The organism is Streptomyces sp. NBC_00873 (genome assembly GCF_045207415.1).
GTDB lineage: Bacteria > Actinomycetota > Actinomycetes > Streptomycetales > Streptomycetaceae > Streptomyces.
On sequence record NZ_CP108803.1, the window covers coordinates 1,228,666 to 1,252,084 of the forward strand.

18 protein-coding genes, 2 pseudogenes and 1 riboswitch are annotated in these 23,419 nt (G+C 70.7%); of the genes and pseudogenes, 13 read left to right on the forward strand and 7 right to left on the reverse strand.

All coding sequences use genetic code 11. The features are described from left to right. Positions 1-123 precede the first annotated feature (123 nt). Together OH809_RS05805 and OH809_RS05810 are read left to right on the forward strand one after the other, a co-directional pair. Positions 124-446, forward strand: a pseudogene (locus OH809_RS05805) (CoA transferase); the annotation flags it as partial. 55 nt (positions 447-501) lie between these two features. Beyond that, positions 502-609, forward strand: a pseudogene (locus OH809_RS05810) (acetoacetate decarboxylase family protein); the annotation flags it as partial. A 339-nt stretch (positions 610-948) separates the two neighbouring features. Here the strand turns inward: OH809_RS05810 and OH809_RS05815 are convergent. Then, positions 949-2,190 (reverse strand): MBL fold metallo-hydrolase, encoded by a 1,242-nt coding sequence (locus OH809_RS05815; protein ID WP_406423409.1) that lies wholly within the window; start codon positions 2,188-2,190, stop codon positions 949-951. Between the two features lie 93 nt (positions 2,191-2,283). Next, the gene (locus tag OH809_RS05820; protein WP_406423408.1) at positions 2,284-2,724 is read right to left on the reverse strand and encodes a PPOX class F420-dependent oxidoreductase; all 441 of its coding nucleotides are present in this window, start codon (positions 2,722-2,724) and stop codon (positions 2,284-2,286) included. Between the two features lie 332 nt (positions 2,725-3,056). Between OH809_RS05820 and OH809_RS05825 the strand changes: the two genes are divergently transcribed. From OH809_RS05825 to OH809_RS05840, 4 genes are all read left to right on the forward strand, one after another. Then, the gene (locus OH809_RS05825; RefSeq protein WP_406423407.1) at positions 3,057-4,685 is read left to right on the forward strand and encodes a thiamine pyrophosphate-binding protein; all 1,629 of its coding nucleotides are present in this window, start codon (positions 3,057-3,059) and stop codon (positions 4,683-4,685) included. After that, positions 4,682-5,905, forward strand: coding sequence for a Glu/Leu/Phe/Val dehydrogenase dimerization domain-containing protein (locus OH809_RS05830; protein WP_406423406.1), 1,224 nt, complete (start codon positions 4,682-4,684; stop codon positions 5,903-5,905). The genes OH809_RS05825 and OH809_RS05830 overlap by 4 nt, the downstream gene beginning before the upstream one ends. Before the next feature lie 159 nt (positions 5,906-6,064). Then, positions 6,065-9,793: a S8 family serine peptidase gene (locus OH809_RS05835; protein ID WP_406423405.1), complete on the forward strand. Its 3,729-nt coding sequence runs from the start codon at positions 6,065-6,067 to the stop codon at positions 9,791-9,793. Positions 9,794-9,897: 104 nt separating this feature from the next. After that, positions 9,898-10,509 carry a TetR/AcrR family transcriptional regulator gene (locus OH809_RS05840; protein WP_406423404.1) on the forward strand — a complete coding sequence of 204 codons (612 nt, stop codon included), beginning with the start codon at positions 9,898-9,900 and terminating at the stop codon, positions 10,507-10,509. Between the two features lie 49 nt (positions 10,510-10,558). Here OH809_RS05840 and OH809_RS05845 read toward each other — a convergent pair whose 3' ends face one another. Both OH809_RS05845 and OH809_RS05850 read right to left on the reverse strand, forming a co-directional pair. After that, a complete protein-coding gene (locus OH809_RS05845; protein ID WP_406423403.1) occupies positions 10,559-11,560 on the reverse strand; it encodes a DUF6745 domain-containing protein in 1,002 nt (333 codons plus the stop codon). A gap of 123 nt (positions 11,561-11,683) precedes the next feature. Beyond that, positions 11,684-12,010, reverse strand: a complete 327-nt coding sequence (locus tag OH809_RS05850) for a hypothetical protein (protein ID WP_406423402.1) — start codon at positions 12,008-12,010, stop codon at positions 11,684-11,686. A gap of 166 nt (positions 12,011-12,176) precedes the next feature. Between OH809_RS05850 and OH809_RS05855 the strand changes: the two genes are divergently transcribed. The 6 genes from OH809_RS05855 (at position 12,177) to OH809_RS05880 (ending at position 18,416) form a co-directional block, all read left to right on the forward strand. After that, positions 12,177-13,133: an STM4015 family protein gene (locus tag OH809_RS05855; RefSeq protein WP_406423401.1), complete on the forward strand. Its 957-nt coding sequence runs from the start codon at positions 12,177-12,179 to the stop codon at positions 13,131-13,133. Between the two features lie 6 nt (positions 13,134-13,139). Further along, a complete protein-coding gene (locus tag OH809_RS05860) occupies positions 13,140-14,111 on the forward strand; it encodes an STM4015 family protein (RefSeq protein WP_406423400.1) in 972 nt (323 codons plus the stop codon). Further along, positions 14,092-15,246, forward strand: coding sequence for an STM4014 family protein (locus tag OH809_RS05865; protein WP_406423399.1), 1,155 nt, complete (start codon positions 14,092-14,094; stop codon positions 15,244-15,246). Before OH809_RS05860 ends, OH809_RS05865 begins: the two co-directional genes overlap by 20 nt. A 70-nt stretch (positions 15,247-15,316) precedes the next feature. Continuing rightward, positions 15,317-16,132 (forward strand): STM4013/SEN3800 family hydrolase, encoded by an 816-nt coding sequence (locus OH809_RS05870; protein ID WP_406425352.1) that lies wholly within the window; start codon positions 15,317-15,319, stop codon positions 16,130-16,132. Further along, positions 16,129-17,490 (forward strand): STM4012 family radical SAM protein, encoded by a 1,362-nt coding sequence (locus tag OH809_RS05875; RefSeq protein ID WP_406423398.1) that lies wholly within the window; start codon positions 16,129-16,131, stop codon positions 17,488-17,490. Before OH809_RS05870 ends, OH809_RS05875 begins: the two co-directional genes overlap by 4 nt. Before the next feature lie 8 nt (positions 17,491-17,498). Beyond that, positions 17,499-18,416 carry an STM4011 family radical SAM protein gene (locus OH809_RS05880; RefSeq protein WP_406423397.1) on the forward strand — a complete coding sequence of 306 codons (918 nt, stop codon included), beginning with the start codon at positions 17,499-17,501 and terminating at the stop codon, positions 18,414-18,416. Positions 18,417-18,571: 155 nt separating this feature from the next. On the opposite strand, the gene OH809_RS05885 is transcribed toward OH809_RS05880, so the two are convergent. Both OH809_RS05885 and OH809_RS05890 read right to left on the reverse strand, forming a co-directional pair. After that, the gene (locus OH809_RS05885; RefSeq protein ID WP_406423396.1) at positions 18,572-19,492 is read right to left on the reverse strand and encodes a peptidoglycan DD-metalloendopeptidase family protein; all 921 of its coding nucleotides are present in this window, start codon (positions 19,490-19,492) and stop codon (positions 18,572-18,574) included. 3 nt (positions 19,493-19,495) lie between these two features. Continuing rightward, positions 19,496-19,653: riboswitch (cyclic di-AMP (ydaO/yuaA leader) on the reverse strand. Positions 19,654-19,935: 282 nt separating this feature from the next. After that, positions 19,936-22,041 carry an alpha-galactosidase gene (locus tag OH809_RS05890; RefSeq protein ID WP_406423395.1) on the reverse strand — a complete coding sequence of 702 codons (2,106 nt, stop codon included), beginning with the start codon at positions 22,039-22,041 and terminating at the stop codon, positions 19,936-19,938. Positions 22,042-22,237: 196 nt separating this feature from the next. Here OH809_RS05890 and OH809_RS05895 point away from each other — a divergent pair, with 196 nt between their 5' ends. Further along, complete coding sequence (locus OH809_RS05895; protein ID WP_406423394.1) at positions 22,238-23,050, forward strand: tyrosine-protein phosphatase; 813 nt, start codon at positions 22,238-22,240, stop codon at positions 23,048-23,050. Positions 23,051-23,236: 186 nt separating this feature from the next. Here OH809_RS05895 and OH809_RS05900 read toward each other — a convergent pair whose 3' ends face one another. Then, positions 23,237-23,404, reverse strand: a complete 168-nt coding sequence (locus OH809_RS05900) for a DUF6126 family protein (RefSeq protein ID WP_176729046.1) — start codon at positions 23,402-23,404, stop codon at positions 23,237-23,239. Between the last annotated feature and the right edge of the window lie 15 nt (positions 23,405-23,419).

A 23,419-nucleotide genomic window follows, 5' to 3' on the forward strand; every position in this document is an offset into this window, starting at 1 on the left:
CACTTTCGATACACGCCTTAGCACCCGTGCGCCGCGCACCCCCCTCGGCGGCCCGCAGGGAGGCAGCGCCGCAGAGGAGGACGCCGACACCCAGCCGGACAGCAGGCGGAAGAGGAACCAGTCATGGAGAACACGCCCTTGCTGGAGGGACTGCACGTCGTTGATCTCGCCAGCTTCATCGCCGGACCAGCCGCGGCCACCGTGCTCGGTGACTTCGGCGCCGATGTCGTCAAGGTCGAACCACCGCACACCGGTGACAACTACCGTGCCCTCAGCCGGGTACCCCCCAACCCCCACGTCGAAGGGGTCAACTACCCCTGGCAGCTGGACAATCGCAACAAGCGCAGCATCGAGCTCAACCTGAAATCGCCGGCGCCCGGCCCGCACTCGAGCGGCTGGCGCGATGGGCCGATGTCCTGATAAGCAACTTCCCGCCCCACACCCGAGCCAAGCTCGGCCTGGAATACGACGATCTGGCCCCCCTCAACCCCCGGCTGATCTACGCCGACCCCCGTCAAAGGCGCCTGGACCGGGCCCGCCCGACTCCAGCTCTTCCAGCACGCTATGGCCCCCCTGGCCGACCTGCCCATCCTGGAAATCCTCTCCGCCCGCCGGCGGACGAGGTCCCGACCGGGCGCACGGCCCTGCCCAAGACAGCTCCTACCTGCAGTTATTTACGCGTCAGAGTCAAGTGAGAAATACGGAAGCCCCACCCCGCTGTTTTGGCCGGAAGGGTGGGGCCTCAGTGTCAGGACTTGACGATCCGCGTCTCGACTTGAATGCCGGATGGCTTTCGTGAAGTGGGCAGTGGGATGTGCTGCCGTGCCTCAGCAGCCCTCCCCCGTCGAGGGGGACCGTCGAGCGCCTGGATCGCCTGCTTTTGTTCGGCCTCCGTCAACTTGCCGAACGCCCGCGTCATTGCGTTCAGGCTTTCATCCCTGCTCCGAGTCACCGCTCACCTGCGAGATCAAGATCGCGATTATCCTGGCCCTGAGCAACGTCCGTTGCTTTGGGACGGCGCCAGGGGTGCGCGATCGGGGCAGCCACGGACCGCCACCAGGGATCGAGGGGAAGCGTTCCCGCGGGTTCGAAGGGCTCGCCCGGCCGGGGAAATGCGGCTGGCTGCTCGGCTTCCTCGGCGGCATCCTTAGTCCACTCGCCGGGCTCTGCCCACGGGTGCACGGCGAGGGTGAAGGTGCCCCAGTGGATGGGCATCATGACGCCGTGCGACTTGCCCCCTTGCAGGTCAAGGTGCGCCTGGATCCCCTGAGCGGGCGTCATATGTATGTCGGGCCACCCACCGGGGAGTGGGGTACAGTCCGTGTGGTTCTTGGGCCAGTACTCGGAGTAGGCGCCGATCTGGATCATCGTCGCGTCGAACGGGCCGTGCTCGGTGCCGATGTCCTTGAAACCGGGGAAGTAGCCGGTGTCCCCGCTGTGGTAGATCCGGTGCTCCGGGCCCGCGACGGCCCAGGACGCCCAGAGGGTGTGCTGCTGGTTGCGCAGGCCGCGCCCGCAGAAGTGCCGGGCGGGGGTCGCGGTCAGGCTGATCCCCGCGATGTGCGTGGTCTCGTTCCAGTCGAGCTCGCGCATCCGGTCGGCGGACACGCCCCAGCGCTCCAGGTGGGCTCCGACGCCGAGCGGTACGGCGAAGACCGTGTCCGTACCCGCCAGGGACTGGATCGTCGGCAGGTCGAGGTGGTCATAGTGGTCGTGGGAGATGACGACCGCGTCGACCGGGCCGAGCGCGGCGAGCGGCAGAGGAACGGGGTGCAGCCGCTTGGGCCCGGCAAACGCGAAGGGCGAGCATCGCTCGCCCCACACCGGGTCGAAGAGCACCCGGCGGCCGTCGATCTCGGCCAGCACGCTCGAATGACCCATCCAGGTGAGCCGCAGCCCGGTGGCGGGCGGCGCGGCGAGGTCGGCGAGCGTGGTGGCGTGGACGGGTACCGTGCCGGTCGGCGTCCTGCGGGCCCGCTCCTCCTTGCGGAAGAAGACCTTCGCGAACTCCAGCATGGAGCCGGACGGCCTGCTCCGCGCCCCCGTGGGGTTCTGGAAGACGCCGTCGGCGAAGTTGGGTGAGCGCCGGATGCGCTCCATGCGGTCGCCGTCGGGGTCGGCGCCGAATGCGGCAGGTCGCAGCGTACGGAGCCGGGTGCGGAGCGGGTGCAGGGAGTCAGCGCCGGTCACAACATCTCCTGAGGGAATCGGTGTCGTTTCATTGTGAGCAGGGGGTACGACCATGCGAGTACGGGACAGCCAGGGGAATGACGGCCCGCCGCCTCAGCCACGCGGCTGCCCGTACACATGCTCCACGTGCAGTCGCAGGACGATCCGCCGGTCGCGGACCATGGCACTTCGGTAGTCGTCCCAGTCGGGGTGCTCGCCCTGCACGTCGCGGTAGAGCGTGATCAGCTCCTCCACGGTCGCGTCGTGCGGATCGGCGGCGACCGGCGACAGCTCGGCGGTCCCGTCCGCGACCGTCCAGGCCCAGCGGTCCTTGCTGGTGACGTGGTAGCTCGCCCTGGGATCGCGCCGGAGGTTCCGCGTCTTCGCCCTGTCCTCGGTGATCGAGACGCGGATGATGCGCTCCTCGGGACAGTAGAAGTGATTGACATTGGACAGCTGGGGCCGGCCGTCCCGCTTCAGCGTCACGAGCACCCCGCCGTCCTCCTCGGCGATCAGCCGGAGGAGCGCGTCCTGCTCTGCATAGAATCCCGTCATGCCGGAACCAACGTCCGTACCCGTCGCAGGATTCCGCGATCCACCGCTCTCCGATGTCACATCGGGCAGCCCCGGACGTCGCATCCGTGACAGCAGCCGCTGACGACCATGGTCGCCGTGCAGAACATGCGCTCGAGGACGAACTCCGCACTGGGTCTGACCAGCCAGGGCTTCAAGGACCAGTGCGAGCTGCCGCGCCCCGCCGCCCCCTGACGGTCGCACTTCAGCCACTGAACACCGAGTCAGTAAAGATCACATTGGACAGGGGCGCTCCCGGCTCTCGATACTGACTGGCAATTCAGTAAATCGACCTGTTGGTGGAGGGAGGCAGTGTGTACGAGCAGCCGAGGCCGACCTCACTGACCGGTGGCGAAGCCGTGGTTCGCGCACTGGCGGAGCATGGTGTGACGCAGGCGTTCGGGATTCCGGGAACGCACAACCTGGAGATCTACCGGCATCTGGACCCGTACGGCATCGCGCATGTCACCCCGCGCCACGAGCAGGGCGCGGGGTACGCCGCCGATGCGTACGCGCGGGTCACCGGACGCCCCGGGGTGGCGATCACCACCACCGGTCCGGCGCTGCTGAACATCGCGGCGGCGGTCGGGCAGGCGTACTCGGACAGCGTGCCGCTGCTGGTCGTCTCGCCCGGCATGCCACTGCGCCACCCGCGCCAGTCGACCGGTCTGCTGCACGAGATGCGCAGCCAGACCGAGGCGCTGCGGGGGGTCTCGGCATTCAGCCACCGGGTGTCGACGGTCGAGGAGATCTTCTCCGCGATGGCGCGCGCCTTCACGCTGTTCCGCACCGGGCGCCCGCGCCCGGCCCACATCGAGGTGCCGCTCGATCTGCTGGAGACGCTTGAACCGGCGGGTCCGGTGCGGCTCGCCCCGCCGACGCCCGCGACCTGCCCGTCCGGGCCCGCGCTGCGGGACGCGGCGCAGGCGCTGCGGTCGGCCCGGCAGCCCGCACTGGTCCTCGGCGGCGGTGCCAGGAACGCCGCGGCGCAGTGCCTGACGCTGGCCGAGGAGCTGGGTGCGCCGGTGGTCACCACCGCCAACGGCAAGGGGATCGTCGACGAGACGCACCCGCTGTCGCTCGGGGTGTCGCTGCACAGCCCGTCCGTACAGCAGTGGCTGGCCGGGTGCGATGCGGTGCTGGCCGTGGGCACGGAACTGGCCGAGTCCGATCTCTGGTCCGCGCCGCCCGTGCTGCGCGCCACCCTGATCCGGATCGATATCGACCCGGATCAGATGTACGCGGGACTGCCCGCGCAACTGCCGCTCGTCGGCGACGCCCGCACCACCCTGGAAGCCCTGCGGCAGCAACTCGCCGGGACCCATGGCGCACCGGCCTCCGGGGTTCCGGACCGGGCCGGTGCCGTACGGGCGCTGCGCGCCGGGCGGGACGCGGAGACCGCGGAGCGTGATGCCCACCGGCTGCCGTATCTGCAGGCCGTACGAACCGTCCTGGACGCGGACGCGATCCTGACCTCGGACAGTGCGCAGTGCTGCTATTACGGCGCGATCCCGCATCTGCCGGTGGGTCCGGTGGGGCGCTATCTCCATCCGACCGGCTTCGGCACGCTCGGCTATGCCCTGCCCGCCGCGATCGGCGCGAAGACCGCGTATCCCGCCCGTCAGGTGGTGGCGCTGAGCGGTGACGGCGGGCTGCAGTTCTCCGTGCAGGAGCTCGCCACCGCCGCCCAGCTGCGACTGCCGCTGCCCGTCGTGGTGTTCGACAACGGCGGTTACGGCGAGATCCGTGACGAAATGGCGGCGCGCGGCGACACCCCCACGGCGGTCGATCTGCCGGCTGTCGACCTACCGGCGCTGGCCCGCGCGTACGGCGGCCACGGTGTCCACGCCGATTCACCCGAGGCGCTCACCCGCACCCTGTCCCTGGCCCTGGCCACCCCTGGGCCCACCCTGATCACTGTGACCGAGGAGACCCCCCGATGACGACGCCGACGACGACCGCGTCCCCGACCACCCCGCCGGCTCCGCTGATCTCGCTGACCTGGACGGACCATGTCACCGGACGCCAGGGCCATCTGGTCGTCGACCGGCTGGTGCGCGGTGTGTCCAGCGGCGGGCTGCGGATGCGGGAGGGCTGCACGCTCGACGAAGTGGCCGGACTCGCCCGTGGTATGACGATGAAGGAGGCTCTGCACTTCGACGCCGACGACGCACAGGCCCGCTACATACCGCTCGGCGGCGCCAAGGGCGGCATCGACTGCGACCCGCGCGCCCCGGAGGCGTACGGGGTACTGGTGCGCTATCTGCGGGCCGTGCGCCCGTACATCGAGAACATCTGGACGACCGGTGAGGACCTCGGGCTGACGCAGGACCTCGTCGACCGGGCGGCCGCCGAGGCCGGGCTCGTCTCCTCGGTCCAGGCCGTCTATCCGCTGCTCGACGACGAGACGGCGGCGCGGCAGCGGCTCGCCGACGCGTTCGCCGTCGAGGTGGACGGCATCGGGCTCGACGAGCTGGTCGGCGGCTGCGGGGTCGCCGAGTCGGCGCTCGCCGCGCTGGACCGGGCGGGCGTGGCCTACCCGGAGGCGCGCGTGTCCGTGCAGGGGCTCGGCACGATGGGCGGGGCGACGGCGCGGTTCCTGGCGCGGGCCGGGCTGAAGGTCGTCGCGGTCGCGGACATCAAGGGCACCATCGCCAACCCGGCGGGCCTCGACGTCGAGGCGCTGCTCACCGCCCGGGACGCGTACGGAACGGTGGACCGCGGTGCGCTGCGGGACGGGGACCGCGAGCTGCCCGCCGACGCCTGGCTGACCCAGGAGGCGGAGGTTCTCGTCCCGGCAGCGGTCTCGTACGCCATCGACGCCTCGAACCAGGCTCTGATCACCGCCCGTTGGGTGGTCGAGGCGGCGAACATGCCGGTGCTGCCGGAGGCGGAGACGCTGCTCGCCGGGCGTGGGATCACCGTGCTGCCCGATGTGGTCGTCAACTCCGGTACGAACGCCTGGTGGTGGTGGACCCTGTTCGGCGACATCGGCGCCGACGCCGAGGAGGCGTTCGGGCACACCCGTCGCTCGATGCGCGCCCTGATCGACCGGATGCTGGCCCGCGCCGAGGCCGACGGCTCCACGCCCCGTGCGGCGGCCCATGCGCTCGTCGCCGAACGGCTGCCGGTGATGGCCGAACGGTTCGGCTGGTACCGGTGACACTCTGCGGGACTTCTCTCAACTCCCGCTGATCGAAAGGGTTTACGGCGAATAGCTGCCATGGCAGCTTCCCGCCAGCACCGACCGGCCGTATGCCGCCATGCTCCTGACATTCTCGCCTCACCACCCCCTGGGAACACACGAGTTCACGAGGTGAGAATGAGACGGACCAGATGGGCGACGGCCTGCGCCACAGCGCTCGCCGCCGCCCTTGCCGGTGGATCACTCCCTGCCGCCGCCGACAACGCCCCCGCCTTCGCCGACCCGGCCGCATCCCCGGCCGCGGGTGGCGCGGCCCGCACCGTCACGCTGCTGACCGGCGACGTGGTGACGTACTCCGGCAGCGGGAACGCCGTGCAGATCAGCTCGATCGTGCCGGGCTCCGGCCGCGAGGGCATGGGCTTCACGCGGTTCCGGGCGGACGGCCACGAGTACGCGGTGCCGATCGACGCCGTCGGACAGATCGCGCAGGGCCGCGTCGACCAACGGCTGTTCGACGTGACCGAGCTGGTCGCCTCGGGCTACGCCGACAGCAGCACCGACACCCTGCGGGTCCTGGTCGCCGGCGACACGCCGTCCGCCGCGAGCCCCGACGCGCCGAAGGGTGCCCGCGTCGCCGCGGCCTTCCGCACCGCACGCACCACGGCGCTGAGCGTGCCGAAGAAGTCGGCCGGCAGCGTGTGGAAGCAGCTCGGCACGGCGTCCGGGGCCCGCAGCGAAGGCATCGGGAAGGTCTGGCTCGACGGCAGGGTACGGGCGACGCTCGACCGGTCCGTACCGCAGATCGGCGCGGACACGGCTCACCGCGCCGGAATCACTGGCAGGGGCACCAAGGTCGCGGTCCTCGACACCGGCTACGACCGCACCCACCCGGACCTGAAGAATGCCGTCACCGCCTCGCAGGACTTCACCGAGGACGGCGACGTCCAGGACCTGCAGGGCCACGGCACCCATGTGTCCTCGATCCTCGCCGGATCCGGTGCCGCCTCCGGGGGCCGGTACGCGGGTGTCGCGCCGGGCGCGGAGCTCGTCGAGGGCAAGGTCCTCGGCAACGGCGGCTACGGCTACGACTCCTGGATCCTCGCCGGCATGCAGTGGGCCGTCGACCAGGACGCCCGGATCGTCAACATGAGTCTCGGGTCGAACCGGGCTTCCGACGGCACCGACCCGCTCTCCGCCGCGGTCGACCGGCTCTCCGCCGAGCACGGCACGCTCTTCGTGATCGCCGCGGGCAACAGCGGCGACCGTACGATCAGCGCGCCGGGCGCCGCCGATGCCGCACTGACGGTCGGCTCGGTCACCAAGTCCGGTGAGATGTCGTCGTTCTCCTCACGCGGACCGCGCCAGGGCAGGCCCGCGGTCAAGCCGGAGATCTCCGCACCGGGCAGCGCCATCGTGGCCGCCCGCGCCGTCGGCACGCTGGGCGACGCGGCCGTCACCGAGCAGTACGCCTCGCTCTCCGGTACGTCGATGGCCAGCCCGCATGTCGCGGGAGCCGCAGCCCTGCTGGCCCAACGCCACCCCGACTGGACAGGGGCGCAGCTGAAGGCCGCACTCGTCGGCAGCGCCGCCCCGGTGGCGGGTGCGACGGTGAGCGACACGGGCGCCGGTCTCACCGACGTACCGGCCGCGCTGGCAGCGAAGGTGGTTGCCGCACCCGCCGCACTGGCCGCTCACGCCACGTACCCGAACGCCTCCGCCGCAGCGCAGAGCCACCAGGTGACGTGGACGAACACCACGGACAAGCCCGTGAAGCTGAGCCTGTCCGTCGGGCCCGGCCGGACGATCCGGCTGGGCGCGGAGACGGTGACCGTGCCCTCGCGTTCGTCCGCGGTCACGGATGTCACCCTCGAACCGTCACAGGTCGAGGCGGGGACGACGTACAGCGGGGCGGTCACCGCGACTTGGCCGGGGAGCGGCCGGGCGACGGTGCCCGTCTCGGTCGCGGCCGATCCCGAGACGTACACCCTCACCCTGACCGGTCCCGCACCGCGCGAAGGCGCCGAGCGCACCTCGACGGGTGCGGTCCTGCAGAACGAGAAGACGGGCGCGTCCCAGGTGATCGGGCTGGACGGCACCAAGCCGAGGACGGTGACGCTGCCGCGCGGCAGTTACCGGATCCTGGGACACACCTGGGAGTACGACACGGTGGGCAACACCGTCGTCGGAACCGCGGCGATCCACTTCGCCCGGCGGGTGACGGTCGACCAGGACAGCTCCGTCACACTGGACACCGAAGGGGCGAAGCCGGTCAGGATCGGCGTGGACGACGGGTCCGCGCGGGTGTCCTTTCAGTCGGCGACCGGGATCGTGTCACGCATCGGTTCCGCTACGGACGCCCGGGAGACCGGTCTGATCGCGCCGAGCGCCGCCGGTCAGTACCGCGTGGAGGCGGTGCCCACCACCGGTGGGACGTTGGACGGGCTCAGCTTCTTCGGCGGGCTGAGCTGGCAGCAGCGGGAGGTCGACGCACACGAGCCCGGCTCCTCGGCCGACGCGCTGAAGCTGCTGCTCTCGCAGTACAGCATCTACAGCTGGCTGGGCACGGCCACCGGCGAGGTTGTCGACATCGGCACCGGGGCGGCCACCGACCCGGCGGCCATGGACCTCAAGGGCAAGATCGTCCTGTGGACACCGGCCACCAGCCAGACCGCGTTCAACAACGCGCTCTACCAGAAGCTGACGGACGCGGGCACGGCCGCCATCATGTATGTCGGCTACGGGCTCTCGGTCTACAGGCCGACACCGGTACTCAGGCTGGACACGGCCAGTGTGCCTGCCCTGCGGGCACGGCTGGCCGAAGGGCCGCTGACGCTGACGGTCGACGGCATCAACACCTCGGCGGACGCCTACTTCCTGCACCACTCCGTCGACGGCAGGGTCCCGGCCGGCGCCGACTGGTTCGACCAGCGGTCCCGTCTCGCCAAGGTGAAGACGGTGCAGCGCACGCACGGCTACCCGTCCGACCCGAAGGGCATGTACGCCTGGACGACCTGGCACGGGCTGACGCTCTACCAGCAGTCCACCCGCTACCGGCCGCCGTCGGAGCAGACGCTCTACTACAGCCCGGACGTGGCGTGGACGACGGCGACCTTCCACTACCTGTACGACATCTCCGAGCGAGTCTATCCCTTGGGAACGCTGGTCAGCGCGCCCACCGTGTACCGCGCGGGCGGTGACTACCGGGACGACTGGATGTCCGCACCCTTCAATCCGGCGCTCGGCGAGCAGGCCGGGGCGGCGCAGATCACCCGGGACGGCGACAAGCTGGATGTGGCGCTCCCGGTGTTCTCGGACGCGGCGGGGCACCGTGCCGAGACGGCGCCGGTGGCGGACACCGGCAGCACGGTCCTGGCGGACGACGGCGGGAAGGTGCTGGCCCGCAACGACGTACCGGGCCGCGCGACGTTCGACCTGCCGCGGAAGGACGACTGGTACCGGCTGACGGTCGACGCCACCCGCACTTCACCGGATCCGGTGAAGTGGATGCTCGGCACCCGGATCACCAGCGAGTGGCGGTTCCGCTCCGGTCACGAGGAGTCCGCCGCCGCGGCCCGACTGCTGGACCTCGACTACCGGCTGCCGCTGACCGGCGAGAACGCGGCCGACGCGGGGAAGCCGCTCGACTACACGGTCGGGCTGACCGCGCAGGGCAGTCGGCGGGCGCTTGCCGTCGCTTCGTTGAAGGTCTGGTATGCGACGGACGGCACCGACTGGAAGCAGGCCGCGGCGGCGCGCACGGCCGACGGCAGGTGGAAGGTGACGGTGCCCGCGGTGGGCACCGCGAAGGTCGACCTGCGCACCGCCGTCACGGACACCTCAGGTGCCTCGCTGACGGAGACCCTGATCGACGCGTACAACTCCGGCTGCGCCGATATCTGGTGCTGACCTGCGCCGGAGCCTTGAGGTGACAGGTGGTGAGCAGGGGGCGGGGCCGGATGCGGTCCCGCCCCCGACCTGTCCGGGACCGGCGCATTGGTTAGGGTGACGCCGTGGCAAGAGTGCGGTTGAGCGTGGCGGAACGACGCGAGGAGCTGCTCCGCGCTGCCGTCGAACAGATCGAGGTGCGAGGTGTCGCGGCGGTACGGATCGCCGATGTGGCCTCCGTGCTCGGCGTGAGCAACGCCCTGGTGCTCTACCACTTCTCGACGAAGGAGAAGCTGGTCGCAGCCGCCTTCGCGCATGCGGCCGAGGCGGACCTCGCCCATCTGCGCAAGCTCCTGAGCCGCCGCACGAGTGCGGTACGGCGGTTGCGCGCCGCCGTCCGCTGGTACGCACCGACCGGGCAGGCCAAGGGCTGGCGGCTGTGGATCGAGGGCTGGGCGGCCTCGCTCCGGGACCCGGCGCTGCGCCATGTGGCCGGCGATCTCGACCAGCAGTGGAAGGCGGAACTGGCCGAGGTCATCGAAGAGGGCGCCGCCGCGGGTGAGTTCCACTGCGACGACCCGATGTCCGTGGCCTGGCGACTGACCGCCCTGCTGGACGGCCTGGCCGTCCAGATGACGTCGTACGCCGGTCCGCTCTCCCAGACCACGATGCTGGCGTGGACCGACGAGGCGCTCGCCCGCGAACTGGGCATCGACCACGCGGCGCTGACGGCCTGACCCGGCCGGCCACTCCGCCTCCTTCGCTTCCTTCCGCCCTGCCGGCCGATCAGGTCTGGCGCAGCGGCGCGTACGCCTCTCCGTCCAGGCCGAAGGTCCAGGCGACGCCGTCCTTCGCGGTCCTGGTCGAGGGCGGTACCCGCAGCCAGTACGTGCGATGGGTCCCGTCGGGCTCCGGGGTGGAGTTGACCACCTCGACCATCACCACGTCCTCGTCGCCGTCCAGCGCGATCCGCCACAGGACGCCCGTCTCGTCCCGGTGCACCGGCTCGGCGCCCGACTCGGTGAGGTAGCGGTCGTAGCCGTAGAACTCCAGCATGACGCGGCGCAGCTCCGCGTTCTCCTCCTCGCGTATCCGCTCCGGGGTCAGGGCCGTCAGTTCCGCGAGGAACTCGGCGGGAACGGGCATGCCGCGCCAGGCGTAGAGCGCGAACCCGTCGCGGTACGAGAGGGCAGGGCCGTCCCCGCGGTCGAGCCGGCCCGCCTCGTCGCGGTGGAGCGTCTCCGGGCGTTCGCTGATCACCACCGTGCGCTCGTACGGCCACCACCAGCCCGCGTGCCTGGCCACCTCGGCCAGGCCGTCGAGCCGGTCCCCGCGGCCGTCGAACGCGGCGAGCCACGCCGCGTCGTGCTGGCCGAGGACCGCGTCGAGCAGCACCAGACGTACATCCGACTCGTCCTCGGGGCTTTCGGCGAGGGCCGCGACCACACCGGTCCGTATCCGCTCGGCTAGCGCGGCCGTGGTCTCCCAGAGGTGGGCGCCCGTGGCCGACCAGAGGGAGGACCAGCCTGCCGGGCCCAACTCGTCGTACATCCGGCGCCGTTCCTCCGCCCATGGGCGGGTCCGCACCTCGTCGCGCACCGAGCGGCCCGCGTCGACGAGCTTCTCGACCGCCTCGACGGCCGCCTTCGGCGAGTCGGCCCAGACAATCTGCTCCGGCTCGGCCAGTCCCGCGCTGCGGTAGGCGAGGCGGACCCCGTCCTCGGCCGCTCCCCGGTCCGCCGCACCGGTCGCCGCTGCCACGGCCCGCCATGAGTCCACGTACTGCATCGGTTGTCCCCGTCCCCTGTTCACTCTCTTGGATCTCTGCTGTTCGCCGCCTGTCCGGCGTGTTCGCCGTGCCGCCCGGTGCCGGTCCGCTGCGTCGCGCGCTGCCTGCCCGGACCGGCCGGCTCAGTCCGCGACGATGCGGACCGCACCCGGCGCGTACTCCCGCTGGCGCACGACGCGGTACCAGCCCTTCGACAGCGGTATCGCCGCATGCTCCTCGTGCACCACCCGCCCGCCGTCGGGGAGATGGAGCAGCATCGGGCCGAAGGCGCCCGCCTCGCGCATCAGCCGGCCGGGCCCTTGGACTGCATGCGCATGACCAGTGACCTCGCCCAGCGCGAGCACCATCCGCCCGCGGGCGTCCCGCGGCTCCCCCGGCGCGTCCGCCAGGTGTGCGGGCACCTCGGACTCGTCCAACGACACGATCAGTACATCGCCCTGCCGGTACACAGACGTCTCCCCTCCAGGGTGGCACCCGCTGTGCCGACCCTGGAGAAAACGCTAAGGGGAGGGACTGACAATCGGTCACAACCGCTCCCCCGCCCGCCGCACTGTCAGTGGGGCTTGATAAACCTTGCGGACATCAGCCGTCCCCCAGTCTCAGGAGCTCAGGGTCATGTCCGGTGTGGATCATCTGCACGAGTTGCTCGGCCTGCCGGCTGTCGACTTCCGGCACGCGACGAACGAAGCGCCGGCGCAGGCCGCCGATGCCGCGGCCTGGCGTATCGCGGTCGACCCGTACGACGACGAGTCCGAGATGACCTGGGAGCAGGCGTTCCAGGCATTTCTCGCTGCTGTCGACCCTGCGGGCGTGCGGGCCCTGATCATCGGCCAGTGGGGCGAGTCGTACGAGGCGACGTCGTCCTACCCGATCGATCTCGTGATCGCCGCCGCCAACCGGCTGACCTCGCTGGAAGCCGTCTTCGTCGGCGACATGACGGCCGAGGAGAACGAGATCTCCTGGATCGAGCAGTCCGACGTCACCGCGCTGCTGAGGGCCTTCCCCGGCCTGCTGGAACTGGGCGTGCGCGGCGGCACGGACCTGGAGTTCTCCCCGTCGAAGCACGAGCGGCTGCGTTCGCTGACCATCGAGACGGGCGGGCTGCCGGCCGGAGTGATCCGCGGCATTCTGGACAGCGAACTGCCCGCGCTGGAGCGGCTCGATCTCTGGCTCGGCGTGGCCGAGTACGGCGGCGACGCCGATGTCGCGGACCTGGCACCGCTGCTCTCCGGCTCTCGCTTCCCCCGCCTGCACCACCTCGGTCTGCGCAACAGCGAGGTGCAGAACGAGATCGCGACGGCCGTCGCGGGCGCCCCGGTCGTCGCCCAGCTGCGCACCCTCGATCTGTCGCACGGGACGCTGGGCGACGAGGGCGCGGCCGCGCTGCTCGAAGGCCAGCCGCTGACCCATCTCGAACGGCTCGATCTGCATCATCACTTCCTCACCGCGCCGATGGAGCGCCGGATCAAGGAGGCACTGGAACCGCACGGTGTACAGGTCGATGTGTCCGAACGCGAGGAACCATGGGGCGATCGCGGGGCCGAGGGCCGCTACACCACGGTTTCGGAGTGACACCCCATGACTGACATCGACCATCCCGAGACGTTCCACGGCCTGCCGGTCCTCACGCTGCCCGGCCCCGGCCTGTCGCGCACCGGTCCGCTTCCGGCGGCGGACGCGGTCGCCTGGCGGCTGGAGAGCGCCTGGCAGGGCAGTCTGACGTTCGCCACCCTGTGGCAGCACTTCCTCGACACGGTCGACACCACTCAGGTGCGAGCCCTCGTGATCGGTCCCTGGTGGCAGGAGGAGTACGAGCCGTTCGCCCCCGTCGTCGACCTGCTGGCGGGCCACGCGGACCGGTTCCCGTCCCTGCGGGCGCTCTTCCTCGCCGATGTCGTCAGCGAGGAGTGCGAGCTCTCATGGCTGGAGATGGCAGACATCACCCCGGTGCTCGAGGCGTTCGGACAGGTGCAGGAGCTGACGGTGCGCGGCTGCGGTGAGCCGATCGCCGGCAAGCAGACCCTTGATCTGCGACCTGTGCGGCACGAGGCGCTCACCTCGCTGCGGTTCGAGTCCGGCGGGCTTCCGTCGGCTGTCGTACGGGCGGTCGGGGCGTCGGAGCTGCCCGCGCTGGAGCACCTCGAACTCTGGCTCGGCGTGGCCGAGTACGGCGGGGACGCGACGGTCGAGGACCTTGCGCCGCTGCTCTCCGGTGCCGCGTTCCCGAACCTGCGCCATCTGGGTCTGCAGAACAGTGAGATCCAGGACGAGATCGCGGCCGCGGTGGCGTCCGCCCCGGTTGTCGCCCAGCTGGAGTCGCTCTCCCTGGCGATGGGCACCCTCGGGGACCTCGGAGCCGAGGCGCTGCTCGCGGGCCAGCCGCTCACCCATCTGACCTCGCTGGATCTGCACCACCACTACATCAGTGCCCCTTTGGTGGACCGCCTCGAAGGACTGCTCGGTGCCGACCGGGTGAACACCGAACCGGACGAGGTGGAGTACTGGGATCCGGAAGAAGACGACGAGCGCTATGTCGCAGTCACCGAGTAGGGCGGGCGGCCCGGCGGTGCGCTTCGCCGTCGTGGGAGTCCCCGGCAACCGCCGGGTCTCACTTTTCCTGGACGCCGTACGCGCCGCCGGGCTGCCTGCCGCGCGCGTGGTGCCCTGGCTCGACGTCCTGGGCGGCAAGGCCGTTTTCCGGCCGGGCGAGACCGTACGGATGGACTCGCCCGGTGAGGACGCCGAGGTCGAGCGGTTGCTGCGGTCGGTGGACGATCCGACGAGGGTCGAGGGCACCGCCCTCTGGTACACGCGGTTCACCGGAGCGGTGCGGACGGTCGCGCGGGCGGCCGAGGCGGCCGGGGCGGTCCTGCTCGACGCCCCGGGCGATGTCGCGGTGCTGTTCGACAAGCGGCTGTGCCATGCCGTGCTGGACGGCGCCGGGGTCCCTGTACCGGCTTCGCCGACCTCCGGCGTCGCGGCGCCCGTGGTGCGCGACTGGGCGGATGTGCGCGAGCGGATGGCTCAGCACCGCATGCCACGGGCCTTCGTGAAGCTCGCGCACGGCTCGTCCGCGTCGGGGGTGCTGGCCGTGGAAACGGCAGGTCCCGGCCGGGTGCGGGCGACCACGTCGGTGGAGCGCGACACGTCCGGACGGCTTTTCAACTCGCTGCGGGTGCACCGCTGTACGACGGAGCGCGAGGTGGCGGCGATCGTCGACGCGCTCGCGCCGGACGGGCTGCACATCGAGCGCTGGCTGCCCAAGGCGTCGCAGCGAGGGCGCTCGGCGGACCTGCGGGTTCTGGTGGTGGCGGGCCGCGCCACCCATGCCGTCGTACGGACCAGCCACTCCCCCATGACCAATCTTCACCTCGGCGGCGAGCGCGGAAGCCTCGACGAGGTCCGCGCGGCCGTCGAGGCGGCGGGCGGCAGCTGGGCCGAGGCCCTGGCCGTGTGCGAGCGCGCCGCTGCCTGCTTCCCGGACACGCTGTGTGTGGCCGTCGATCTGCTGCCCGCGACCGGCTGGCGGCGGTTCGCCGTCGGCGAGGTCAACGCCTTCGGCGACCTGCTGCCACGCCTGACCGGGCTGCCCGGCAGCGGCTTCGAGGGCCTGGACACCTATGCGACGCAGGTCGTCGCCGTACTGAACAGAGCAAGGAACCACCGTGCAAGCGCCACCCCCTGACACCGGACAGGCCGTCGCCGACATCCGCGACGCGGACGCCGCTCCCTCGGAACACGCCGGGAATCCGGACATGAGCGAGATCGTGGGCAGTCACGATCTGCTGCTCATCACCCTCGACACCCTGCGCTACGACGTGGCGGCGGAGCTGGCCGCCGCCGGACGCATCCCGCATCTGGCCCGCCATCTCCCGGGCGGCATCTGGGAGAAGCGGCATGCCCCGGGCAGCTTCACCTATGCCTCGCACCAGGCGATCTTCGCGGGATTCCTGCCGACGCCCGCCGCCCCCGGCCCGCACCCCCGGCTGTTCGCGGCACGCTTCGCGGGCAGTGAGACCACCGCTTCCCGGACCTTCGTCTTCGACACCCCGGACCTGGTGTCCGCTCTCGCCGGGGCCGGCTACCGCACGGTGTGCATCGGAGGCGTCGGCTTCTTCAACCGGCAGGGCCCGCTCGGTTCCGTGCTGCCGGGCATGTTCCAGGAGAGCCACTGGGAACCCGAGTTCGGCGTCGCGTCACCCACCTCCTTCGAGGCCCAGGTGGCACGGGCCGAGCAGGTCGTCGCGGGGCTCCCCGCCGAACAACGGCTTTTCCTCTTCGTCAATGTGTCGGCGCTGCACCAGCCCAACTGGTTCCACCAGCCGGGCGCCACCCGCGAGTCGGGTGACTCCCGCGCCACGCACGCCGCAGCCCTGGAGTACGTCGACACACACATCGGCCGGCTCCTTGCCGCCGCGAGCAGCCGCCGGCGCTGCTTCGCCATCGTCTGCTCCGACCACGGCACGGCGTACGGGGACGACGGCTACAACGGTCACCGGCTCGGCCACGAGTCCGTCTGGACCGTTCCGTACGCGCACTTCTTCCTGGAACCGGGGGCCACCGCACGATGACCAGTCCGCACACCGTCCGCCCGTACCAGAGCTACGTCTACGCCTATCCGCACAAGACGGCGTACCGCCCGCTCACCGGCCACCCCGTCGGCCGGCCAGCGCTGCGCGAGCTGTGGACGGGAGAGTGCAAGGACGCGCTCTCGCTCTATCTCCACATACCGTTCTGCGAGGTCCGCTGCGGTTTCTGCAACCTCTTCACCCGGATCGGCGCCCCCGACGAGCTGACGACCCGCTATCTCGACGCACTGGACCGGCAGGCCACTGCCGTCCGCGACGCACTGGGTGACGACGAGCCGGTACGGTTCGCCGCGGCGGCGTTCGGCGGCGGCACCCCCACCTTCCTGACGGCCGCCGAGCTGGAGCGGCTCTGCGACATCGCGGAGAAGCGGATGGGCGCCGACCTGCGGTCCGTGCCGCTGTCGGTCGAGACCTCGCCGTCGACCGCAACGACCGACCGGCTGGCCGTCCTCGCCGACCGCGGGACGACCCGGATCAGCATCGGCGTACAGAGCTTCGTCGACGCCGAGGCACGCGCGGCGGTCCGTCCCCAGCGCCGCGCCGATGTGGAGGCGGCGCTGGGCCGGATCCGCGACGCGCGCATTCCGGTCCTCAACATCGACCTGATCTACGGCATCGACGGACAGACCGAGGTCAGCTGGCGTTCCTCTCTGGACGCGGCGCTCGCCTGGCAGCCGGAGGAGCTGTATCTCTATCCGCTGTACGTGCGCCCGCTGACCGGCCTGGGCCGGCTCGGCGCCGACGCCGAAGCAGCGGCGGACGCGGCCTGGGACGAGGAGCGGCTGCGGCTGTACCGGGCGGGCCGGGACCATCTCCTCGCCCACGGCTACGAGCAGGTGTCGATGCGGATGTTCCGCCGCGCCGACGCCCCGCAGCAGGGCCCCGCCGACTACGCGTGCCAGACGGACGGCATGATCGGGCTCGGCTGCGGCGCACGCTCGTACACCAGTCGGCTGCACTACTCCTTCGACTACGCGGTGGAGATGCGGGAAGTGCGGGCGATCATCGACGGCTACACCGCCACCGAGGACTTCTCCCGCGCGGAAGTGGGGCGGTATGTCGACGGCGACGAGGCGCGCAGGCGTCACCTTCTGCAGTCGCTCCTCCAGGCCGAGGGGCTGCAACTGGCGGAATACCGCGAGCGGTTCGACGCCGCTCCCAGTGACGACTTCCGTGGTGACCTGGACCGGTTCGAGGCGCGCGGCTGGCTGGACGGGTCCGCCGTGGCGTCCGGGCTGCTGCGGCTCTCGCCCGAGGGGCTCGCCCACTCCGACGCGCTGGGTCCCGAACTGTTCTCCCCCGCTGTACGGGCCGCGATGGCCGCGTACGAACTGAAGTGAGCACTCCCATGGATCTGACGATCCTCTATCGGGGCCCCCTGGCGTCGTGCGACTACGACTGCCCGTACTGCCCGTTCGCCAAGCGGCGCGACAGCCCGGAGCAGCTCCGTGCCGACCGCGCCGCGCTGGAGCGGTTCACCGCGTGGGCTGCGGCGCAGACCGGGGACAGGATCTCGGTGCTCTTCACGCCGTGGGGCGAGGGGCTGGTCCGTTCCTGGTACCGCCGCGCGTTGGTGGAACTGGCGCAGCTGCCGCATATCGGCCGGGTCGCGATCCAGACCAATCTCAGCGGTCGTACACGGTGGCTGGCCGAGGCCGGTGGAGCCGGCCGCGACAAGATCGCGCTGTGGTGCACGTACCACCCGGGGCAGACACCGTACGACCGTTTCCTCGCCAGGTGCCGGGAGCTGTCCGTCCTCGGTGTCCGGTACAGCGTCGGTGTCGTCGGTCTCGAGGAGCATTTCGACGAGGCGCGGCGCCTCCGTACCGACCTGCCCGACGAGGTCTATCTCTGGGTCAATGCCGCTGAGGGGCAGAGCTACACGGACGAGGAGGCGGACCGCTGGACGGCCCTCGACCCCCTCTTCCCGTACAGCCGTCACCCGCACCGCTCGGCAGGCATGCCGTGCCGGACCGGCGAGTCCGTCATCTCGGTGGACGGCGACGGCACGGTGCGTCGCTGCCACTTCGTCCCGGCCGAACTGGGCAACCTGTACGACGGCAGCTACCGGCGTGCGCTCGGTCCGCGGGCCTGTCCGCTCGCCGTCTGCGACTGCCACATCGGCTATGTGCATCTGGAGACGCTGCCGTTGTACGACGTCTTCGCGGGTGGCGTCCTGGAGCGCATACCAACCCGACGCCCGGGCATACCGGCGCCCTCGGGGCGCCGGTTCCTGCCGGTTTCCCCCGCCGCCGGACAGGCCTGAAGCCCCCGAGAGGCAGGAAAGGGAACGGGCCCGTCCGGCAGATGAGGCCAAAGAGAGGCCCTTCACCCACCCCCCAATTGCCGGTCGGTCTAAGTTAAGGGGCGGTGCGCCGCCGCGCACCGCCCCTTAACCGAGCCGACCGAATCAGCCGTGGATCAGACGTAGATCCCGTGCGAGGCCAGGTAGGCAATGGGGTCGATGTCCGACCCGTACGCCGGGCCGGTGCGGATCTCGAAGTGCAGGTGCGGGCCGGTGGCGTTGCCGGTGGCACCGGAGAGGCCGACCTGCTGGCCGGCGGTCACGGTCTGGCCCGCCGAGACGGAGAGCGAGGACATGTGGCCGTACTGCGAGTAGTGGCCGTCGGCGTGCTTGATGACGACCTGGTTGCCGTACGCGCCACCCCAGCCGGCGGTGACGACGGTGCCGGAGGTGATCGCCTTCACGCTGGTGCCGGTGGCGACCGGGAAGTCGATACCCGTGTGGCTGCCGCTGGACCAGTTGGAGCCGGAGGCACGGTAGGCGGTGGTGTGGTTGCCCGGGACCGGGTGGACGTAGCCGGAGCTGTTGCTCTGACCGGCCGAGGCGGAAGCCGTGGTGGTCTTGACGGACTCCGAAGCCTTGGACTGCGACGCGGACTTGTCGGCCGAGGAGGTCGACGGAGCCGGGGCGGACTGCGTGGTGTCCGTCGTCGCGGCGGAGCCGGCCGGCTTGCCGCCGAGCGTCAGCTTCATGCCCGGGACGATAAGGCTCGGGTTCTCGCCGACGACCGCGCGGTTGTCCTGGTACAGCTGCTGCCAGCCGCCCTTGACCTGCTGCTCGGCGGCAATCTTCGACAGGTAGTCACCGGCGACGACGGAGTACGTCCGGGTCTCGGCCTGCTTCTTCACGACCGGCGCGGCCTCGACGGCGACGTGCGTGGCTGCCGACTGCGCGGTGGGCGCGGCCTGCTCCGCGGCGTGGGCACCGGTGGCGCCGAGCAGCGGAAGGGCGATGACGGCCCCACCGGCGCCGACTGCGGCGACGCGACGGGCGATCGTGCTGGACTTGGTACGGCGGTGCTTACCCGATGTGGGCATGAAGAATTTCCTCTCCGGCGCCTACGAGGTGAGCTGTCGGGTTCGGGCTGGAGATGCCCGGTCGCGGTTCGCGACTTCACCCCGAGCCGGCCGGATCTCTCCGGACGGCGGCTTACCTGGTTCCCCCGCTCCTGCCACACGTGAGTGGGTGCGAATTCCGGACAGCGGCAGGATTAGGCGGTCCGTCCGGATTGAGGGTGACCGTAGGCGAGTGAGGACGACGGAAACAAGCCATCGATTACTCGAGGGAATCCGCGCCGGGAAATCGGCGCGGAATTCCGGTCACCCTCCGTGGATTACGGATCTTGACTTTCCGCGCGACGCCCGGAATGCCCATCCCCGACGTCACCACACACCGTCACGGATATGATCCCGCTCACGAGGAGGGCATCATCTCCTAGGAAAATGGGGTGTGTTCCACTAAATGCCCCAATACGGACATGTCATAAGCGCTCTGCACGCCGGAGCCTCAGCACCTTCGCGTCCAGATCCCCCCGCAGCCCTGTGTGCAGACCCTGATGCAGCAGCACGGCGCCGTGGTGGACCGCCCCGGTGTCCAGGTCGGTGTAGGTCGCCGCAGGGTCGAGCCCGCGCAGCCGCAGAGCCGGCGGCCGCTCCCCGTACCGCTGCGCCTCCAGCCACATCAGCACCACCGCCTCGTCGCCGTGCACGTACTGCACCGCGCTGAGCCCACCGCGCGGGGCACGCAGCCGGTACAGCGCGCCGTGCTGCACGGCGGGACGGATCTCCTTGTAGAGATCCACCCAGTTCCGCGCCTCGGTCAGCTCCTCGTCACTCCACTCGGTGAGATCCCCGCCGACCCCGAGCACCCCGGCCATCGCGCTGACGAAGCGGAAGCGCAGCGAACTGACCCTGCTGTTGAGCTGGACATTCGGACTGTCGGTGACCCAGGCGGCCATCACCCGCGCCGGATGGATCTGCCCGAAGCCCTGCTGGATGGCGAGCCGGTCGAGCGGGTCGGTGTTGTCGGAGGTCCACACCTGGTCGGTACGAACGAGGATCCCCAGGTCGATCCGGCCACCGCCGCCCGAGCAGGACTCGAAAGCGACGCCGGGGTGGGCGGCCCGCAGCCGGTCGATCAGCGCGTAGAGCGCGTCCACATGCGCGATCCAGAGCTTCTGCGGATAGCCCTCGCCCGGCCAGCCCGCATCGGTGAAGCAGCGGTTGAAGTCCCATTTCACATAGTCGATCGGAGCGCTGGAGAGCAGCGTGTCGAGCTGCTCCCACAGATGGTTCTGCACATCGGTCCGGGCCAGATTGAGCACCAGCTGATGACGGAATTCGGTCCGGGTCCGCCCAGGGAAGTGCTGCACCCAGTCGGGGTGCGCGCGATACAGATCACTGTCGGCGTTCACCATCTCCGGCTCGACCCAGATGCCGAACTGCATGCCGAGTCCGTGCACTTCGTCGGCGAGCGGCTTCAGCCCGCCGGGGAATCGCTCGGCGTTGGGGGTCCAGTCGCCGAGTCCGGCCCGGTCGCTGGTGCGCTGCCCGAACCATGCGTCGTCCACGACGAACAGCTCGACGCCCATCGCCGCGGCGCGCTCGGCGAGGGCGCGCTGCTGGTCCTCCGCGATGTCGAAGCCGGTCGCCTCCCAGGAGTTGTAGAGCACCGGCCGCAGGCTCTCGGCGTCCGGGACGACATGGGCCAGTTGCCAGGCGTGCCAGGCCCGGCTCGCCCCGCCGAACCCTTCGGCGCTCCACAGCCCGGCGAACACCGGTGTGGTGTACGTCTCCCCCGGTGCGAGCCGCAGCAGCCCGGAGTCGTCGTATCCGGCGCCTCCGGTGATCTGTACGAGCCCGTCGGGGAGCTGCTGCACCGCGATCCGCCACGAGCCGGACCAGCCGAGCGCGCAGCCGTACACCTCGCCGTCCTCCTCGGTGGCGGCGCCGTCCGCGTCGAGCGCGACCCAGGGCAGGAACTGGTGTCCGGTGTGGCCACGCCTGCTGGAGAGGACCTTCTCGCCGTACGTCAGCTCCGACCGTTCGAGCTGTGTCTCGGCCGCCCAGCGGCCGTGCAGCTGGCTCAGCCGCCAGCTGTCGCGGGCGGGCAGCGCCCAGGCCGCCGCGTCGGCGCGCAGCAGCTCCAGCAGCGGACCGTCAGGACCGGTGTGGGTGACGGTGGCCCAGCGCTCGATGACATCGGAGTCGTCCCGCATCCGGTAGTGCAGCGTGAGCGCGAGCCGCTGCACGGAGTCGGCGAACGCGATACGGAGTTCGTCGCCGTCCACGGCGGCCCCGGCGAACGCCCATTCGGTGCCCCGGACTTCGGGGGTGCGTACGGAGAGAGCGGGCCGGACGAAGCGGGGGCCGCCCTCGACCGGGTACTCCTCGCGGCCGTCCAGCTGCGACTCGAAGCCCCGGAAGGGCGGCTCGGGCGCGGCGGCGAGGGCCTCGGCGGCCGCGAGGGAGATCTGCGGCCCCCAGTGCAGATGCAGCAGTTCGTCCCGGCCGGTGAGGTGCAGCGCGTAGCTGCCGCTCGCCCCGGTCAGCAGCCAGGTCCGACCCTGGTCACCCGTCTCGATCATGTCTTCCCCGCATTCCCACAGTTCCGCACATCATCGACCGCCGACCGACGGCCGGGCAACGCCCGTGCGAGGCGAATTCCATGGGGTGTTCAGCAGGAGACGGCCGAGAGGATTGCCTGAGAATTCAATGTCGTATCGTCGCAGGAACTGACCTCGCCGGCGAGCCGCGCCGACGCCAGACACTCCAGGAGACACCGTGACGCAGCAGGTGCCGCAGGTCCCGTCGACGGAACCCGAGCTGGCAGGTGTGCGCAACTTCCGCGATGTGGGCGGACTGCCGACCGTGGACGGCCGCCGGGTGCGGCACGGGCGGCTCTTCCGCAGCGGTCACCTCGCGCACGCCACCGATGAGGACGCCGCGTTCCTCGGCGGCCTCGGGCTGCACACGATCTTCGACTTCCGCAATGCGGCGGACCATAGGCTCGAAGGCCCGGACGTGGACCTGCCGGGCGTGCGGAATGTGAGCATTCCGCTCTCCGACCCGGCCGACGGCGCCGAGTTCTGGCGGATGGTCCGCGACGGCGACATCGCGCAGCTGCGCTCGATCCTTGGCGACGGCAAGGGGGCGGCGCGGATGACCGCCTCGTACAAGTCGATCATCAGGGACCGTACCGCCGAGCACAGCCGGGTGCTGCACGCCCTGGCCGAGGACAGCGTTCCCGCTCTGATGCACTGCGCGGCCGGCAAGGACCGTGCCGGTCTCTCGATCGCGGTTTCGCTGCTGGCGGTCGGCGTCGAGCGCGAGGCCATCGAGGCCGACTACCTGAAGTCCAACGATCCGCACCGCCGGTACAAGGTCCGGCGCACCGACACCTCGGCGACCGGGATGTCGCCCGAGGTGATGGAGCTGCTCAGCCCGCTCTTCGACGCCCGCGCCGAGTACCTCGCCCAGGCCTTCAGCACCATCGAGGAGACCTGGGGCAGCACGGACCGCTATCTCGCCGAGGGCCTGAAGCTGACTCCGGAGATCCTGGAGCGGCTGCGCGGACGGCTCCTGGACGAGGCGTAGCCGGACCGTACACCGGCCTGAGGGCTGCCCCGTGATCCCTGGCGGAACAGCGTACGGCGTCGGGTGCGGTACATCGCAAGGCGGAGGGGCGTCCGCATACTGGATGGATTCGGACGTTCCGACAACGCGGCGAGGTGCCATAGTTGTCGTCGTGCGCCCGTCAGGGATGACGGGACAGCCCTTGGGTCAGCCCTTTCCGGCCACCGCGAAGAGCAGATAGAGGAAGGCCGCGAAGATGTGTCCGGCGATGAGATAGGCGAACAGCCTGATCACCACGCCGCGCGGAAACTTCCGCTCCTGCGCCTCGTAGTTCTTCCGGGACCCGAGCGGATCGAAGTTCTCTGAATCGGACATGACAGTCCTCTCTGG

Coding starts and splice junctions, on each gene's coding strand:
- OH809_RS05860 (WP_406423400.1), top strand. CDS start 13,140: ATGACTGACATCGACCATCCCGAGACGTTCCACGGCCTGCCGGTCCTC.
- OH809_RS05830 (WP_406423406.1), top strand. CDS start 4,682: ATGACGACGCCGACGACGACCGCGTCCCCGACCACCCCGCCGGCTCCG.
- OH809_RS05835 (WP_406423405.1), top strand. CDS start 6,065: ATGAGACGGACCAGATGGGCGACGGCCTGCGCCACAGCGCTCGCCGCC.
- OH809_RS05845 (WP_406423403.1), bottom strand. CDS start 11,560: ATGCAGTACGTGGACTCATGGCGGGCCGTGGCAGCGGCGACCGGTGCG.
- OH809_RS05870 (WP_406425352.1), top strand. CDS start 15,317: ATGAGCGAGATCGTGGGCAGTCACGATCTGCTGCTCATCACCCTCGAC.
- OH809_RS05885 (WP_406423396.1), bottom strand. CDS start 19,492: ATGCCCACATCGGGTAAGCACCGCCGTACCAAGTCCAGCACGATCGCC.
- OH809_RS05855 (WP_406423401.1), top strand. CDS start 12,177: ATGTCCGGTGTGGATCATCTGCACGAGTTGCTCGGCCTGCCGGCTGTC.
- OH809_RS05875 (WP_406423398.1), top strand. CDS start 16,129: ATGACCAGTCCGCACACCGTCCGCCCGTACCAGAGCTACGTCTACGCC.
- OH809_RS05820 (WP_406423408.1), bottom strand. CDS start 2,724: ATGACGGGATTCTATGCAGAGCAGGACGCGCTCCTCCGGCTGATCGCC.
- OH809_RS05880 (WP_406423397.1), top strand. CDS start 17,499: ATGGATCTGACGATCCTCTATCGGGGCCCCCTGGCGTCGTGCGACTAC.
- OH809_RS05890 (WP_406423395.1), bottom strand. CDS start 22,041: ATGATCGAGACGGGTGACCAGGGTCGGACCTGGCTGCTGACCGGGGCG.
- OH809_RS05900 (WP_176729046.1), bottom strand. CDS start 23,404: ATGTCCGATTCAGAGAACTTCGATCCGCTCGGGTCCCGGAAGAACTAC.
- OH809_RS05865 (WP_406423399.1), top strand. CDS start 14,092: ATGTCGCAGTCACCGAGTAGGGCGGGCGGCCCGGCGGTGCGCTTCGCC.